13 protein-coding genes are annotated in these 15,216 nt (G+C 67.9%); 9 read left to right on the top strand and 4 right to left on the bottom strand.

The window, feature by feature from the left end:
* The first annotated feature begins 47 nt into the window (after positions 1-47).
* The 3 genes from ACFWUR_RS19015 (at position 48) to ACFWUR_RS19005 (ending at position 4,173) form a co-directional block, all read left to right on the top strand.
* Positions 48-1,865: a putative bifunctional diguanylate cyclase/phosphodiesterase gene (locus tag ACFWUR_RS19015; protein ID WP_378908544.1), complete on the top strand. Its 1,818-nt coding sequence runs from the start codon at positions 48-50 to the stop codon at positions 1,863-1,865.
* A 2-nt stretch (positions 1,866-1,867) separates the two neighbouring features.
* Positions 1,868-2,872, top strand: a complete 1,005-nt coding sequence (locus tag ACFWUR_RS19010; RefSeq protein ID WP_378908469.1) for a GAF domain-containing protein — start codon at positions 1,868-1,870, stop codon at positions 2,870-2,872.
* A gap of 173 nt (positions 2,873-3,045) precedes the next feature.
* On the top strand, positions 3,046-4,173 hold the full coding sequence (locus tag ACFWUR_RS19005) for a glycosyltransferase (protein WP_378908467.1): 1,128 nt from the start codon (positions 3,046-3,048) through the stop codon (positions 4,171-4,173).
* A 38-nt stretch (positions 4,174-4,211) separates the two neighbouring features.
* Here ACFWUR_RS19005 and rsmI read toward each other — a convergent pair whose 3' ends face one another.
* On the bottom strand, positions 4,212-5,066 hold the full coding sequence (rsmI, locus tag ACFWUR_RS19000; RefSeq protein WP_378908542.1) for a 16S rRNA (cytidine(1402)-2'-O)-methyltransferase: 855 nt from the start codon (positions 5,064-5,066) through the stop codon (positions 4,212-4,214).
* A 167-nt stretch (positions 5,067-5,233) separates the two neighbouring features.
* Here rsmI and ACFWUR_RS18995 point away from each other — a divergent pair, with 167 nt between their 5' ends.
* Positions 5,234-6,838 carry a dolichyl-phosphate-mannose--protein mannosyltransferase gene (locus ACFWUR_RS18995; protein ID WP_378908466.1) on the top strand — a complete coding sequence of 535 codons (1,605 nt, stop codon included), beginning with the start codon at positions 5,234-5,236 and terminating at the stop codon, positions 6,836-6,838.
* Positions 6,839-6,960: 122 nt separating this feature from the next.
* Here the strand turns inward: ACFWUR_RS18995 and ACFWUR_RS18990 are convergent, their stop codons facing one another.
* Together ACFWUR_RS18990 and arcA are read right to left on the bottom strand one after the other, a co-directional pair.
* On the bottom strand, positions 6,961-7,329 hold the full coding sequence (locus tag ACFWUR_RS18990; RefSeq protein ID WP_378908465.1) for a GntR family transcriptional regulator: 369 nt from the start codon (positions 7,327-7,329) through the stop codon (positions 6,961-6,963).
* On the bottom strand, positions 7,326-8,567 hold the full coding sequence (gene arcA / locus ACFWUR_RS18985; protein ID WP_378908464.1) for an arginine deiminase: 1,242 nt from the start codon (positions 8,565-8,567) through the stop codon (positions 7,326-7,328). The genes ACFWUR_RS18990 and arcA overlap by 4 nt, the downstream gene beginning before the upstream one ends.
* Positions 8,568-8,731: 164 nt before the next feature.
* Here arcA and soxR point away from each other — a divergent pair, with 164 nt between their 5' ends.
* Complete coding sequence (soxR, locus tag ACFWUR_RS18980; protein ID WP_378908462.1) at positions 8,732-9,217, top strand: redox-sensitive transcriptional activator SoxR; 486 nt, start codon at positions 8,732-8,734, stop codon at positions 9,215-9,217.
* A gap of 33 nt (positions 9,218-9,250) precedes the next feature.
* Positions 9,251-10,003, top strand: coding sequence for an isocitrate lyase/phosphoenolpyruvate mutase family protein (locus ACFWUR_RS18975; protein ID WP_378908461.1), 753 nt, complete (start codon positions 9,251-9,253; stop codon positions 10,001-10,003).
* Between the two features lie 121 nt (positions 10,004-10,124).
* On the opposite strand, the gene metG is transcribed toward ACFWUR_RS18975, so the two are convergent.
* The gene (gene metG / locus ACFWUR_RS18970; RefSeq protein WP_378908460.1) at positions 10,125-11,693 is read right to left on the bottom strand and encodes a methionine--tRNA ligase; all 1,569 of its coding nucleotides are present in this window, start codon (positions 11,691-11,693) and stop codon (positions 10,125-10,127) included.
* A gap of 1 nt (position 11,694) precedes the next feature.
* Between metG and ACFWUR_RS18965 the strand changes: the two genes are divergently transcribed.
* From ACFWUR_RS18965 to ACFWUR_RS18955, 3 genes are all read left to right on the top strand, one after another.
* Complete coding sequence (locus tag ACFWUR_RS18965; RefSeq protein ID WP_378908458.1) at positions 11,695-12,549, top strand: TatD family hydrolase; 855 nt, start codon at positions 11,695-11,697, stop codon at positions 12,547-12,549.
* 172 nt (positions 12,550-12,721) lie between these two features.
* Positions 12,722-13,849, top strand: a complete 1,128-nt coding sequence (locus ACFWUR_RS18960) for a transglycosylase family protein (protein WP_378908457.1) — start codon at positions 12,722-12,724, stop codon at positions 13,847-13,849.
* 186 nt (positions 13,850-14,035) lie between these two features.
* A complete protein-coding gene (locus tag ACFWUR_RS18955; protein ID WP_378908456.1) occupies positions 14,036-15,184 on the top strand; it encodes an alpha/beta fold hydrolase in 1,149 nt (382 codons plus the stop codon).
* The last annotated feature ends 32 nt before the right edge of the window (positions 15,185-15,216 follow it).

Raw genomic sequence — 15,216 nt, 5'->3', positions numbered from 1 at the left:
CTCGGCAAACGCTCGACTCACTGGTGACACAGGTCGCCTCCGAGTTGATGGGTGTCGACGCCACGACCATGGTGGCGGTGAGCGAGCGTGTGCTCGCCTCCCTGGTCGAGCACTTCGACGTCGACGTGAGCTATCTACGCCACACCGACCGTGCGCGGCGTGCGACCGTCCTCATCGCGGAATGGCCACCTCGCACCGAGATTCCCGACCCCGATCCGCTGCGCGTTGTCGAATTCGAGCACGCCGATTCGGTCTTCCGCACCCTCGAAGACGCGGTCGAACCGCTGATCGTGCGGCCCGACCTCGACAGTGCCGATTACCAGGAGACGATTCGCAAGTCCGCGGGCATCCCCTCGGTAGCCATGGCGTGTGTGCCGCTGGTCTCGCGCGGTACGTCGACCGGTGTGCTCGGCTTCGTGAAGATGGGCGACCGTGCCTGGACCAAGCGCGAACTCAATGTCCTCAAGGCGATCGCGGCGCTGTTCGCGCAGTTACAGGCACGCGTGGTCGCCGAGGAGAATCTGCGCTACATCGCCCTGCACGACGACCTGACCGGCCTTGCCAACCGCCGTGCCCTGCTCGAATACATGGAGCAGCGCCTGCAGTCGGGCAATCCGGGCCCGGTCGCCACCTTCTTCCTCGACCTCGACCGGCTCAAAGCGCTCAACGACTTCCTCGGTCACAGCGCGGGCGACAACTTCATCCGCACGCTGGCACGCAGGCTGCGCGAGAATCTGGAATCCACCGACATGATCGCCCGGCTCGGCGGGGACGAGTTCGTGATCGTGCCCGCGGCACCGATGGACGCCGTCGCCGCCGAACTCGAGGCCACCCGCATCCAGGAACTCATCGGCCGACGGGTCTCGGTGGGTCAGGAGTCGGTCAGCCGGGGTGTGAGTGTCGGTGTAGCGCTGGGTATTCCGGGGGAGACCTCGGTCTCGGATGTGTTGCGCCGCGCCGATCACGCCCTGTTGTCGGCGAAGTCCGGCGGCGGCAACGGGGTGGCGGTGTTCACCGACGCCATGCGCGCGCAGTTCGAACTGCAGGACGATGTCGAATTGAACCTGCGCAGCGCGGTGTCGGACGGGTCGCTGGTATTGCACTACCAGCCCGAGGTGGACCTGCGCACCGGCCGAATCGTGGCGCTGGAAGCACTGGTGCGCTGGCAGCACCCCACTCGAGGCCTGCTGCCACCCGGCGCGTTCGTCTCGGTGGCCGAGGCGACCAACCTCGCCGGTGAGCTCGGCCGGTGGGTGATCCGTTCGGCCTGTTCGCAATTCGCCGACTGGCGTCGTCGCGGGTTGGCCTCGAATGTGGTGATCCGGATCAATGTCTCTCCGGTGCAGTTGGTCTCGGCGGATTTCGTCGAACGCATCGAAGACATCCTGCGACTGTTCGGCATCGACGGCAGTTCGGTCTGCCTCGAGATCACCGAACACGTCGTGGTGCAAGATCTGGTGCGGACCAGGCTCACCCTGCGCGGACTCAAGCGGATGGGCGTGCAGATCGCCATCGACGACTTCGGCACCGGTTACAGCTCGCTGTCGCATCTCAAGGCGCTGCCGGTGGACGCGGTGAAGATCGACCGCGGTTTCGTCCAACGTCTCGGTGACAGCGACGACGACCTGGCGATCGTGAAATCCATTATCGGACTTGCTGGTTCTTTCGGGCTCGGTGTGGTCGGCGAGGGTGTCGAGACGGCGATGGCGGCACGAACGCTCGTCGGGCTCGGCTGCTATCGCGCCCAGGGGTTCCTGATCGCGCGCCCGATGCCCGCCGAAGAAGTCGAGGTGCAGTTGCGCGAAGGGCGCATTCCCCTCGATCTCGATCTGCCACGCGCAGGACGCGGCGTGGCACCGAGTTGATCGTGGACAGTTCGCCGGGCAGATGGTTGCTGCTCGAGACTCTGACCGAGGATCTCGGGCCCAGCCTCGTTGCCGACGACGCGCAAGCCAAGCAGTGGACCGCGTCCGCGCGACTGCATCGCACCATCGGCCTGGCTCCCGCCCGCGGGGCCCTGGATGCGGTTCGGCGGTGCGTGGGCGGCGGGGAATCGCAGCGCACGGTCGTGGGTGACACCCTGCTGCTGGCCGAACCGGTTCGGTGCGCCTTCGGCGGGGTGCACGGGGTGCAGATCTGGATCGGCCCGGCGGATGCGCCGGTGCGGCCGAGAAGGCGCGTCGCGGCCTGGGACTTCGCCTCCGATACCGAACTCGCCCACCACGGGCCCGGGCTGGAGGAACTCGTCTTCGCCAGGGAGCCGGAGCAGGTGCGGGTGGTGCGCACGCCGCCCGACGCGTTCGGGCGGATGGTTCGCTTCGACGGCAGAGTCGACTACTTCGACATGGCCACTCGGCTCGAACCGGGCGGGCACTGGCAGGGCGAAGTCGACATGCTCGGCGACGACGATTGCGTTCGCCGATTCCAGATGGTGGCCAGGGCGCGACCCGATCTGCACAGGGTGAGCGCGTTGATGCACGCGATTCCCGAACTCGGTGACGATGCCGCTGCCCTCGATCCCGACGTCACGATGTTGCGCGCGGTGTCACAGCGCAGCAGTGTCGGTGTCGGCTTCATCCTGCTGTCCAGCGCGGTGATCTACGAATGGGCGAGTGAGCCGCCGGCGCCGCTGGACCGATGGGCGGTGCAGCGAGCGACCATCGAGCCCACCGATTTCGCCGCGTTGCGTGCCGCCTGCGCTGACGCGGCCCGACGGCCGGGTACTGCCCGACGGCTCGAGCTGCGGGTTCGCTTCGACGACGGGGAATGGATTCGCGCGCAGGCCGAGCTGGTGACGATCACCACCGACGCCACCGGGCACGGGCTGCTGCGAGTCTGGTCGGCAGTCGACGATGAGTCCATCGACGCCTGATCGCGCAGGCCCGGTGCACCGGACTCTGCCGGTCGCCGTGGTGGGCACCGATCGCTGTCTTTCGGCGGCACCGCGACGAGGCAGAACCGGGTTGGTCGCATCTTTCGACGCTGTTCACCCCGCGTTCCTCGTGCATGACCCGTAGGTAACCCGTGCGGCGCGACGATCGGCGGGTGCGCATCGTGCAGCTAGCCAATTTCTATGGCCCGCGATCGGGTGGGCTGCGCACTGCCCTGCACCATCTTGGTGAGGGGTATGTGGCGGCGGGGCACGAGGTGGTGCTGATCGTGCCGGGCCCGCGTCGGTCGGAAGAGGTGCTGCCCACGGGCGCGCTGCGGATCACCCTGCCCGCGCTGGGGATTCCGTGGACCGGGGGTTATCGGGCGGCCGATCCGCGGCGGGTGGCCGACGTGCTGACCGGGTTGTCGCCGGACGTGCTCGAGGTGTCGGACCGGCTCACCTTGCGCGGTTTCGGTCGGTGGGCGGGGCGTCGCGGGGTGGCGAGCGTGATGATCTCCCACGAACGCCTCGACCGGCTGCTCGGCCAATTCCTGCCGGGGCCCGCCGCGCGCCGCTGCGCCGATATCGCCAACCGGCGCACGGCCGACGACTACGACATGGTCGTGTGCACCACCGATTTCGCGCGCGAGGAGTTCCTGCGGATCGGTGCGCCGAACGTGGAACTGGTGCCACTGGGCGTCGACCTCGACCTGTTCAGTCCGCGTCGTCGTGACCTCGGCCTGCGCGCCGATCTCGGGGTCGCCGGACATCCGATGCTGGTGCACTGCGGGCGCCTGTCGGTGGAGAAGCGCGTCGACCGCAGCATCGAGGCGGTCGGCGCCCTGCACCGGGCCGGGGTGCCCGCTCGACTCGTCGTCGCCGGTGACGGTCCCCGCCGTGAGTCGCTCGAACGCCGCGCCCGCACCCTCCCCGCTCTCCCCGGTGGTGAACCCGCGGTCCGTTTCACCGGATTCATCAACGACCGCGCGATGGTGGCGAAACTTCTCGCCACCGCGGATGTCTCACTGGCGCCGGGCCCGCACGAAACCTTCGGCCTTGCCGCGCTGGAAGCACTGGCCGCGGGCACCCCGGTGGTAGCCAGCCGCTCGTCGGCGCTCGCCGACATCGTCACCGCCGAATGCGGAGCCATCGCCGCCGACCGCCCTCGCGCCTTCGCCCGAGCCGTCACCGATGTGCTGGCCCTGCCCACATCCGGTCGCCGCCTCGCCGCCCGTTCCCGCGCCGAACAGTTCGGCTGGCCGCGCGCGGTCGCGGGGATGCTCGCGGTGCTGGGGCGCTGAGTTCGAGGTCGAACCCACCGGCGGCGAGCGTGGTGCGGTCAGTCCTCGGCGGAGCGGGCGGCCAGGACAGCGTCGTAGAGTTCGCGGCGGGAGGCGCCCCGGCCTGCGGAGACCTCGGCGCAGGCGTCCTTGAGTCGCATACCCCCGGCCACCAGTGTTTCCACCTCGTCGACCAATTCGGCGGGCTCGGCCGAAACCGGTTGGGAGCCTTCGAGAACCACGGTGATCTCGCCGCGCGCGCCGTCGGCCGCCCAGGCAGCCAGCTCGCCGAGGGTGCCACGGACGACTTCCTCGTAGGTTTTGGTCAGTTCGCGGCAGATCGCGGCGCGACGGTCGGGGCCGAGGACGGTGACCGCGTCGGCCATACAGTCGGCGAGGCGATGGGGTGCTTCGAAGAAGACGACCGCACGTTGTTCGGATGCCAAGGTGCGAAACCACTCTCGGCGCTGGCCGCCCTTGCGAGGGGCGAAGCCGTCGAAGCAGAACCGTTCCACCGGTAGCCCGGACAAGGCCAGTGCGGTAGTGACCGCCGACGGGCCGGGCAGGCAGGTGACCGGGAGATCGCGTTCGACGGCGGCGGCGACCAACCGGTAGCCGGGGTCGCTCACCGACGGCATGCCCGCGTCGGTCACCAGCAGAACTGTCAGGCCGCTCTCGATGTCGTCGAGCAGGGCCGGGATGCGGGCGGTTTCCACGTGGTCGTAGAAACTGACGACGCGGCCGGTGATCTCGACGCCGAGCGCCTTCGCGAGCGTTTTCGTGCGGCGGGTGTCCTCGGCGGCGACCACGTCGGCCGAACCGAGCGCGTCGCGCAGTCGCTGCGACGCGTCGCCGATATCGCCCATGGGGGTTGCCGCTAAGACCAACACGGTGTTGTCCCGCCTTTCCGGTATTTTGGGCCGCAGGCGATCGGGTGCGGCGAGCGGTGCGTGCGATGCGCGCCAGGGCGCCCCGCCATTCTGTCAGGCGTGCGGGCCGCCCCTGTGCGCGCGTAGGTGGGGAAACGAGGGGGCACAGTGTCGGGTCGGACTTCGGTGGGCGCACCGCCTACGATCGGGGCGTGATCCCGGTGACCGATGAGCGCGCGATGCCCCCGGCGCGTTCCGCGTCGGCGGTGGTCAGTCCCGCGCCGCTGCGCCCGGCCCCGGATTTCGGTCCGCTCGACACCGCGCGCGGCTGGGCGGTCACCGCGGTGCTCACCGTCATCGCCGCGCTGACCAGGTTTTTCAACCTGAACTATCCGACCGACGCGCGCACTCCCGTCTTCGACGAAAAGCACTACGCCCCACAGGCCTGGCAGATGGTCACCGGCGGCGGCGTGGAGGACAACCCCGCCTACGGCCTGGTCGTGCACCCGCCTGTCGGTAAACAGTTCATCGCCATCAGTGAGGCGATCTTCGGCTACAACGCGTGGGGCTGGCGCGGTACGGCGGCGCTGGCGGGCACGATCCTGGTGCTGCTCGTGGTGCGGATCGTGCGCCGGATGGCACGCTCGACGCTGATCGGCGCCTTCGCGGGTGTGCTGCTCATCGCCGAAGGACTCACGTTCGTCTCCTCGCGCATCGGCATGCTCGACATCTTCATGTCGCTGCTGGTCACCGCCGCTTTCGGCTGTTTGATAGTCGACCGCGACGAAGTCCGCGAGCGGATGGCGCGCGCGCTGCTGGCCGGGCGGGTGGGGGTCTCGGACTGGGGGCCGCGGCTCGGCGTGCGCTGGTGGCGGTTCGGCGCGGGGGTGCTGCTGGGGTTGGCGTGCGGCACCAAATGGTCGGGCGTCTACTACATCATGTTCTTCGGTCTGATGAGCGTGGCCTTCGACGTGAGCGCACGACGCGCGTACGGGGTGCGCAGGCCGTGGCTGGGCACGCTGATTCGTGACGTGGGGCCCGCGCTCTATGCGCTGGTGGTCATTCCACTGGTGGTGTATCTGTCCTCGTACTGGGCGTGGTTCGCCAGCGAGAGCGGCGTTTTCCGGTACGCGGTCGGCAATCAGGTCGGCAGCGGTGGTGCGTTCGCGTTCCTGCCCGACGCGCTGCGCTCGCTGTGGCACTACCAGGGCGAGACCCTCGACTTCCATTCCAGTCTCACCAATTCGGCGGGCAACCACCATCCGTGGGAATCCAAGCCCTGGACCTGGCCGATGGGCCTGCGCCCGATGCTCTACTACTACGCCGACGGCACGGTCACCGGTTGCGGCGAAACACAATGCGTGAAGGCCGTGATGGCAGTCGGCACGCCCGCGCTGTGGTGGCTGGCGTTGCCCCTGCTGGGCTGGATGGTGTGGCGCTGGGTCGTGCGTCGCGACTGGCGCTACGCGGCGGTGTTGGTGGGGTACGGCGCCGGCCTGCTGCCGTGGTTCCTGACCCTGGACCGGCAGATGTACTACTTCTACGCGGTGGTGTTGGCGCCGTTTTTGGTGATGGGGATGGCGCTGGCCCTCGGTGACATCCTCGGGTCGGCCAGACCCGCGGGCATCCCACGCAGCCCGACGGGCACCTATCTGCCCGCCCCGGTGAACGAGCGATACGCACTCGGATTGCTGATAGTCAGTATCTATCTGGGCTTGGTGATCGCGAACTTCGTCTGGCTGTGGCCGATCCTCACCGGTCAGGCGATCACGCCGCAGAACTGGCAGGACCATCTCTGGCTACCGAGCTGGCGATAGGCTCACCCGCCTCTGCGCGTATTCGGGCAGGCCTCGAGTAGTCGTCTCGGGTGGACGCGACCGGCGGGTATCGGTCGCGGAGTCGGCCCGTACCCGGTGAGTTACCCCCGTTCGGGCGTCGTTCAGGTGTTCAGTACTCGATGGACGAGATCGAGTGCGTCTTCGTCGCCGAGTCCTAGGCGGCGGATGGTCGCGACGTAGTCGACGGCGGCGCGGCCGGCTATGTCGCGGGTGGGGTCGCCGGAGGAGGCGATGAAAGAGCCTTGGCGGCCGCGGGTTTCGAGGACGCCGTCGGCTTCCAGTTCGCGGTAGGCGCGGGCGACGGTGTTGGGGGCGATGCCGAGGTCGGCGGCCAGCGCGCGGACGGTGGGGATCTTGGTGCCCGCGGTGAGGGTGCCCGCGCGGACCTGTTCGATCACCGCCGTGCGCAGCTGCTCGTACGGCGGCTGGGCGGAATCGGTGGACAGCTCGACGTGGAACACGACGCTCACACCTCGTCTCGGGACAGTGGGCAGGACATGCAGCGCGGGCCGCCGCGACCGGAGCCCAACTCCGAGCCGCTGATGGTGACCACCTCGATACCGGCCTCGGCCAGGCGCGAGTTGGTCATCTCGTTGCGTTCGTAGGCCACGACCACGCCGGGGGCGAGGGCGAGGGTGTTGTTGCCGTCGTCCCACTGCTCGCGTTCGGCGTCGGGCCCGTCGCGGCCGGTGTCGATCACACGCAGTTTCGGGATGCCCATCGCCGTGGCGGCGGCGGGCAGGAAGGGTTCGGGTCCGGTGATGCTGATGCGTTCGAGGTCACCGCGCCCGGAGAAGCCGTCCTCGCGGCGGATCGTGAACGCCTCCAACGATTTCCGCACGCCCGGATACATCACCACCGCGTCGGTGTCGACCATGGTGCAGACGGTGTCGAGATGCATGGTCGCCCGGTTCTGCGCGATCGGCACCACCAGCACCGTGTGCGCGAGATCGTCGTCGAACAGGCTGCGCGCCAACGCTTCCGCACCCGCGGGTGTGGTTCGCTCGCCGACGCCGACGGCGACCACCCCGCGGGCGAGCAGCAACACATCGCCGCCCTCGATCGGTGCGGTGTGCGATTCGTAGGCCCGCCGCACGCCGAGGAAGCGCGGGTGGAACGCGTAGACGAGGTCGGTGATGGAGGTCTCGCGGCTGCGGGCAGGCAGTGCCAGCGAGGTGATCGCGACCTTCGGGCCGACCCAGAACGAGGAGTCGCGGGTGAACAGCAGATTCGGCAGCGGGTCGATGACGAAATCGCCGCCGTGGTGCATGCGCCGCACCAGCGAGGTGGCGTCGGGGCCGAACGGCAGCTCGTCGAAGGTCATCCCGGCCATCAGGATGTCGGCGAGCTCGGGGGCGTCGAATTTGCGCAGTTCGGCGGCGAGCTGATCGGCCAGGCCGTGGCCGAGCCTGCGGGCGTCGACCGCCGCCGAGATGCCCTGGATCCTGGCAGCCCCACTGGCGCTGAGGGTTTCGGTCAGCAGATCTGCCAGTAACAGCACTTCTACGCCGCGCTCGCGCAGTACGGTGGCGAAGGCGTCGTGTTCGGCTTGCGCGCGTTCGACCCAGGGGATGCCGTCGAAAAGCAGCTGGTCGTTGTTGCTCGGGGTGAGGCGGCGTAGTTCTGGCCCGGGGCGGTGCAGCAGCACCGTCCGTAGCCGGCCGACCTCGGAGGTGACGGTCAGGCGCGAGTCGGGGGCGGTTCCCATCTGCAAACCGTAATCCGAGGACGTCGTGTCTGCGAGCCGCAACGCGCTGACTTCGCCCTGGGCGGACGCGCGGCGGTGCGCGCCTGGCGCCCCTGTTCCACCCATTTTCGTACACGACACGAATACCTGAAGTATTGTTTAGGTGGTAGTGGGAGGAGCTATAGATGACGATGGCCGATTGGCAAACGAAGGAGCTGACCCCCGGGCAGCTTTCCGAGCGTAGTGGAGTTGCAGTGTCCGCGTTGCACTTCTACGAACGCGAAGGTCTCATATCGAGCCGTCGAACCAGTGGCAATCAACGTCGGTATTCTCGCGAAACGTTGCGTCGGGTCGCCTTCATTCGCATCTCCCAACGCGTCGGTATCCCACTCAGTGAGATTCGCTCGGCCTTGGACCGGCTACCCGAAGGGCGCACCCCCACCCGTCGCGACTGGGAGAACCTGTCGACGACCTGGCGCGTGGATCTCGACGACCGCATCACCCAGCTCGTCCGCCTGCGCGACAACCTGACCGGCTGCATCGGCTGCGGCTGCCTCTCGCTCGGTTCGTGCAAACTCGTCAACGAGCACGACCGGCTAGGCGCGGAAGGACCCGGTGCGCGCGTGCTCGATGTGCAGGTGAACTGCCCGCCGAAATCCGGCTGCGGATAGCTCTTGTCGGATGCCTGGGGCATCATCGCGGGTATGACTTCTCTGGAAACCAAGGCGAAGACCCTGCTCGAACTGCACCGTCCGGGAAATCCGGTGGTGTTGCCGACCGTGTGGGACGCGTGGTCGGCGAATGTCGCTGTGGCCGCCGGTTTTTCGGGCTTGACCATGGGCAGCCATCCGGTCGCCGACTCGATCGGCCGTGCCGACGGCGAGGGCATGAGCTTCGATGAGCTGCTCGCCCGCGTCACCCAGGTCACCGGATCCGTCGAGCTCCCGGTCTCGGTCGACATCGAATCCGGCTACGGCCTCGAACCGCTGCAGCTCATCGACGGCCTGCTCGCCGCGGGCGCCGTGGGCCTCAACATCGAGGACACGGTCCACAGCGAAGGCAAGCGCCTGCGTTCGCCCGCCGAACACGCCGACCTGGTCCGTGGCCTGCGCGAAGCCGCCGACGCGGCGGGCGTGCATGTCGTGGTCAATGCCCGCACCGACCTGTTCGTGCGCCAGGACGGCGACGAGGCCGACCGCCTCGACCGCGCCATCGCCCGCCTGACCCTGGCCGCCGACGCGGGCGCCGACGTGCTGTACCCGGTCGGCAAGCACGCCGACGCCGACCTGCGCCGACTCACCACCGACCTGCCGCTGCCGGTCAACGCGATCGGCCAACCGGGCACCCCGTCCAAGGACTACTTCGCCGACCTCGGCGTAGCCCGCATCAGCTTCGGCCCGTTCCTCCAGGCCGCACTGGGCGCCGAAGCGTCCAACCTGCTGGCCGCCTGGAAGTAGCGCCGGGCCGCGGTGTCGGCCGCCGCGGCGAGCCCGTCATGCGAGGCCGAAGTCGCTGTCGACGGAATCGTCCGGCAGCGACTTCGGCCTCGTCCGGACGCCCTGCCCGGCAGGGCCCGCGCTATTCCTTGGGCTCGAGGTAGCGCGGGAAGACGGGTTCCGGCGCGGGTAGGTCGAGACCGGGTGCCAGGGGCGTGGCGATGTCGGCGAAGGTACGGCCTTCCTGGGCGAGCAGGTCCAGGATCTTGGCCGCGGAACCGGGCATCACCGGCTGCACCAGGATGGCGACGATACGCACTACTTCGAGGGTGACGTAGAGAACGGTGGCCATGCGGGCCAGGTCTTGCTCGGTACCCGACTTGCGCAGCGCCCAGGGGGCGTTGGCGGAGAAGTAGCGGTTGGTCTCGCCGAGGGTGAGCCAGAGGGCTTCCAGGGCGAGGTGCATCTGCTGGACGTCGAACTCGCTGCGGCACTTGGCCAGCAGCCCGTTGGCGCGGTCGAGCAGTGCGCGGTCTTCGTCGGTGAACTCGCCGGGGGTCGGCGACTTGGCGTCGCAGTTCTTGTTGACCATGGTCAGGCTGCGCTGGACCAGGTTGCCGAACTCGTTGGCCAGGTCGCTGTTGATGCGGCCCGCGATGGCGTCGTTGCTGTAGCTGCCGTCCTGGCCGTAGGAGATCTCGCGCAGCAGGAAGAAGCGCACCTGATCGAGGCCGTAGGTGGACACCAGCGCGAGCGGGTCGACGACGTTGCCCGTCGACTTCGACATCTTCTCGCCCTTGTTGTACAAGAACCCGTGCACGAACACCCGGTCGGGCAGTTCGATCCCGGCCGACATCAGGAACGCGGGCCAGTACACCGTGTGGAACTTGGTGATGTCCTTACCGATGATGTGCAGGTTGGCAGGCCAGAACTTCTGGAACGTGGCGGAGTCGGTGTTCGGAAAGCCCACGCCGGTCAGGTAATTGGTGAGCGCGTCGACCCACACATACATCACGTGCTCGGGCGCGCCGGGGACCGGAACACCCCAGTCGAAAGTGGTGCGGGAGATCGACAGGTCCTTCAGCCCGGACTTGACGTAGCTGACGATCTCGTTGCGCCGCGTCGAGGGCGCGATGAATTCGGGCCGCTCCTCGTAGAGGGCGAGGAGCTTGTCCTGATACTCCGAGAGCTTGAAGAAGTAGTTCGACTCCTCGGACCAGGTGACCGGGGTCTTGGTCTCGGTGGACTCGCGGGTGCCGTCGGGTAGGAGGGTGGTTTCGTCCTCGTTGTAGAAGGCCTCGTCGCGCACCGAGTACCAGCCCGAGTAGTTGTCCAGGTAGATGTCGCCATTGGCGAGCATCCGTTCCCAGATGGCGACGCTCGCGGCCATGTGGTCGTCATCGGTGGTGCGGATGAAGCGGTCGAACGAGATGTCGAGCGCTTTGTCCATCGCCTCGAAGACATCGGAATTGCGTGCCGCGAGCTCCTGCACCGGGATGCCTTCGGTGGCGGCGGTCTGCTGCATCTTCTGACCGTGCTCGTCGGTGCCGGTCATGAAGAACACGTCGTACCCGTCGAGTCGCTTGAAGCGGGCGATCGCGTCGGTGGAGATGTACTCGTACGCGTGGCCCATATGCGGCACACCGTTCGGGTACGCGATGGCCGTGGTGACGTAGAAGGCGGGCGCCTCGGCGCCTTCGGCTGCACTCATGATGGGCACTACTCTAATCCGGGTGGCAAACACGAATCGTCCGGCTCCGCCCGTTCCGCCGCCGCTCGCGCCCTTGATCGATGCCCACACGCACCTCGATGCCTGTGGCGCAACCGATGCCGCGTCGACCACGGCCATCGTGGACCGCGCCGCCTCGGCCGGTGTCGGGCAGGTGGTGACCATCGCCGACGATCTGGCCGCCGCGCAGTGGGCCGTGCGGGCCGCGCAATGGGATCCGCGGGTGTACGCCGCCGTCGCGTTGCATCCCACCCGGGCCGACGCGCTCGACGACGAGGCCAAGGCCGAGCTCGAACGCCTCGCCACCGATCCCCGCGTGGTCGCGATCGGTGAGACCGGCCTCGACTACTACTGGCCGGGCAAGCTCGACGGCTGCGCCGATGTCGAAACCCAGAGCGAGGGTTTCCGCTGGCACATCGACCTGGCCAAACGGGTGCGCAAACCGCTGATGATCCACAACCGCGAAGCCGACCACGACCTGCTCACGGTGCTGCTCGACGAGGGCGCGCCGGATACGGTGATCTTCCATTGCTTCTCCTCCGACGCCACGATGGCCGAAGCCTGCGTGGCCGAGGGATACGTGCTGAGCTTCTCCGGCACCGTGAGTTTCAAGAACGCGCATGAACTACGCGAGGCCGCCAAGCTGGTGCCCGACGACCAGATCCTGGTGGAAACCGACGCACCGTATCTCACGCCGCACCCGTATCGCGGGGCTCCGAACGAGTCGTACTGCCTGCCCTACACGGTGCGCGCGCTGGCCGAAGTGCGCGAACAGGACCCGCAGGAGCTGGCCGAGATCACCACCGCCAACGCGCGCAGGGTGTATCGGATTCGGTAGTCCGTTTCGTCTGTTCGGTAGGGGGCTGGACGATAAACGTGAGTCGGCTCACATTTGCCCGCTCACGCCGTTATCTACCAGCGCCGTCTATATCGAATCGTGATCTACGATCCCGCTGATCGGGCCGCCTGGTGTTGTCTACTGGGCATCGCGTCGTTATCGTCCTGTAATCATGTCGGCTTTCGCGCGGATCAACTCGTCACGTTCACCGCTGCTTTTCGCAGCGGTGGCGGCCATGCTGCTGATTCTTCTCCTCGGCGCCTCCCTGGCCATCGTGAACCACAAAACGGTCGCGCTGGTCATCGACGGCGAACGGACCGAGCACTCGACGATGTCGCGCGATGTGCGCGCCATCCTGGCCGACGCGGGCTACGAGATCACCGAGCACGACCAGGTGGTCCCGCCCGCGGGCACCAAAGTTGGCGACGGCGACACCATCACCTTCAACCGGGGCCGCGAGGTCACGGTGACTGTCGACGGTGTCGAGCGCAAGGTGTGGACCGTCGGCACCACCGCCGGCGACGCGCTCATGGCGATGCAGATCGCGTCCGACACCCATGTGTTGCCCTCCCGCGCCGAGAAGCTGCCCCTCGAGGGTGGGGAGATGAGCGTGTACACCCCGCGCAATATCTCGCTGATCGACGGCGGTGCCGCCCCGGTCGATGTGCGCCTCGCCGCCGCGACCGTCGGCGAGTTCCTCACGGCCGCGGGTATTCCGCTCGAGAACGAGGACTTCTCGGAGCCCGCTGCCACGACGCCGCTCGCCGAGGGCATGCAGGTCGTCGTCACCCGCCAGCGCACCGAACAGCGCATCGAAACCCTGCCGCTCGATCCCACCGAAACGGTGATCGAGGACGTGACCATGAACATGAGCCGCACCGTGGTCGAGAACCCTGGCATGCCGGGCCTGCACGAGGCGACGTTCGCGGTGAAGATGGTCAACGGGGTCGAAGCCTCACGCGTACAGGTGAATTCGAACGTGATCACACCCGCGCAGCCCAAGACGATCCGGAAGGGCGCCAAGCCGGGGACCGAGGTGCCCCCGGTGCGCGACGGTGCTGTGTGGGATGCGCTGGCCAAGTGTGAGTCGACGGGGAACTGGGCGATCAACACCGGCAACGGGTACTACGGCGGCATTCAGTTCGATCAGAGCACATGGGAAAGACAGGGTGGGTTGAAGTATGCGCCGCGCGCTGATCTGGCGACTCGGGAAGAACAGATCGCGATCGCCGAAGTGACTCGGGCACGGCAGGGCTGGGGCGCGTGGCCGGCTTGCACCGGACGGTTGGGCATCAGCTGATTTCGCACGAACAGGGGTAACTCCCCAGCCACCTCCCCTTCGATGGGCACCCGACGCAAGGCCGAGAACTAACGATCGGGCTCCCGGACGAATACGCGGAGGGGCGGTACTGTGCTCTCGTTTCGCCGGGTCTGCTGTGCTCGTGCGGTGGGGTCGGGTCGTTGGACGAGTCGACGGGTGGTTGGGATGTCTACGGTTTCGGCTTGGTGGCGTGCGGTTGCCGCGGTGGTTCTGGCGGCGGGGCTCGGAGTGTGCGCGCCGGCGGGGGTGGCGCATGCGGCGGAGCCGGGGACGGTGATCGCGGTCGTTCCACAGGCGGACGGGTTCCATGGGATGTCGGGGGCTCAGGTCATCGATTACTGGACGCGGGGCGTCGGGGGAGTGCCGCAACCTGCGAGTGGCGCGCTGTATCTGCCGACGGGGGTCGCGCCCGCGGGTGGTTGGCCGGTCGTCGCCTACGACCACGGGACGACGGGTCTCGGTGCGGGATGTGGCGGGCAGTCGGATCCGGCGGGGGCGCCGTGGCCGCAATCGCAAGTGGGACAGGATGTTTTCCTTCGGCATCTGGTGTCGAAGGGGTTCGCTGTCGTCGCGCCGGATTACCTGGGTCTCGGCAGGTTCGACACCGGCCCGCACCCGTATCTGGGCATCGACACCGAGGCCACCGCCACGATCGACCTGCTCCGGGCCGCTCGGTCGGTGCGTGATGATCTGTCGCCGGTCTGGGTGGTGGCGGGCATGTCGCAGGGTGGGCAGGCCGCGCTCGGCACCGCGCATCGACAGATGAGCTACGCGCCGGAACTGGACTTCCGCGGCACCATCGCCATCGACCCGGAATCGGATGTGGAGAAGGTGGCCCCACTGCTCGGGCCGGGTAACCCCGATCGCGTCAGCGGCGGGATTCTGGGGTTCTCGGCCAGCATCCTGGCCGGACTGCGAGCCGCCCGCCCGGACGCGCAGGTCGACAGCTATCTGAGCCCGCTCGGCCGCCAGGTCATCGACGAGATCGGCGCCATGTGCTCGGACGCCATCGACGAACGGGTCGCCGATCTGACACTGGGTGCGATGCTGAGCCGCTCGCTCGGCGAGGAGCCGCTGCGCTCGGTGATGGCCGACTACATGACCGTCCCGACCAGCGGTTACGACGCGCCGATCCTGCTGCTCGTCAACGTCACCGACCGCACGGTGCCGTCGCCGCTGCACGCGGCGTTGGCCGCGCAGCTCACCGCGGGTGGTGTGCCCTACACGCCGGTGCTCGGCACCGGCAGTCATTGCGACCTGAATCCGGCGATGTGGTCGGCGATCGACAGGTTCCTCGATCAGGTCTACCCCTGATCGTCGCAGCGCTGATTTGGCAAGGCTGAGGA

Origin of the sequence: Nocardia sp. NPDC058633, assembly GCF_042717045.1 — a bacterium.
In the GTDB taxonomy this organism is placed as follows: domain Bacteria; phylum Actinomycetota; class Actinomycetes; order Mycobacteriales; family Mycobacteriaceae; genus Nocardia.
Note: the sequence above shows the minus strand (reverse complement) of the source record. Positions and strands in the feature narration are given on the sequence as shown.

What these genes read in the sequence shown, in the direction of transcription:
- ACFWUR_RS18955 (WP_378908456.1), top strand. Translation starts at nt 14,036, where the DNA reads ATGTCTACGGTTTCGGCTTGGTGGCGTGCGGTTGCCGCGGTGGTTCTG.
- soxR (WP_378908462.1), top strand. Translation starts at nt 8,732, where the DNA reads ATGACGATGGCCGATTGGCAAACGAAGGAGCTGACCCCCGGGCAGCTT.
- metG (WP_378908460.1), bottom strand. Translation starts at nt 11,693, where the DNA reads ATGAGTGCAGCCGAAGGCGCCGAGGCGCCCGCCTTCTACGTCACCACG.
- ACFWUR_RS18975 (WP_378908461.1), top strand. Translation starts at nt 9,251, where the DNA reads ATGACTTCTCTGGAAACCAAGGCGAAGACCCTGCTCGAACTGCACCGT.
- ACFWUR_RS18965 (WP_378908458.1), top strand. Translation starts at nt 11,695, where the DNA reads ATGGGCACTACTCTAATCCGGGTGGCAAACACGAATCGTCCGGCTCCG.
- arcA (WP_378908464.1), bottom strand. Translation starts at nt 8,567, where the DNA reads ATGGGAACCGCCCCCGACTCGCGCCTGACCGTCACCTCCGAGGTCGGC.
- ACFWUR_RS18960 (WP_378908457.1), top strand. Translation starts at nt 12,722, where the DNA reads ATGTCGGCTTTCGCGCGGATCAACTCGTCACGTTCACCGCTGCTTTTC.
- ACFWUR_RS19015 (WP_378908544.1), top strand. Translation starts at nt 48, where the DNA reads ATGGGTGTCGACGCCACGACCATGGTGGCGGTGAGCGAGCGTGTGCTC.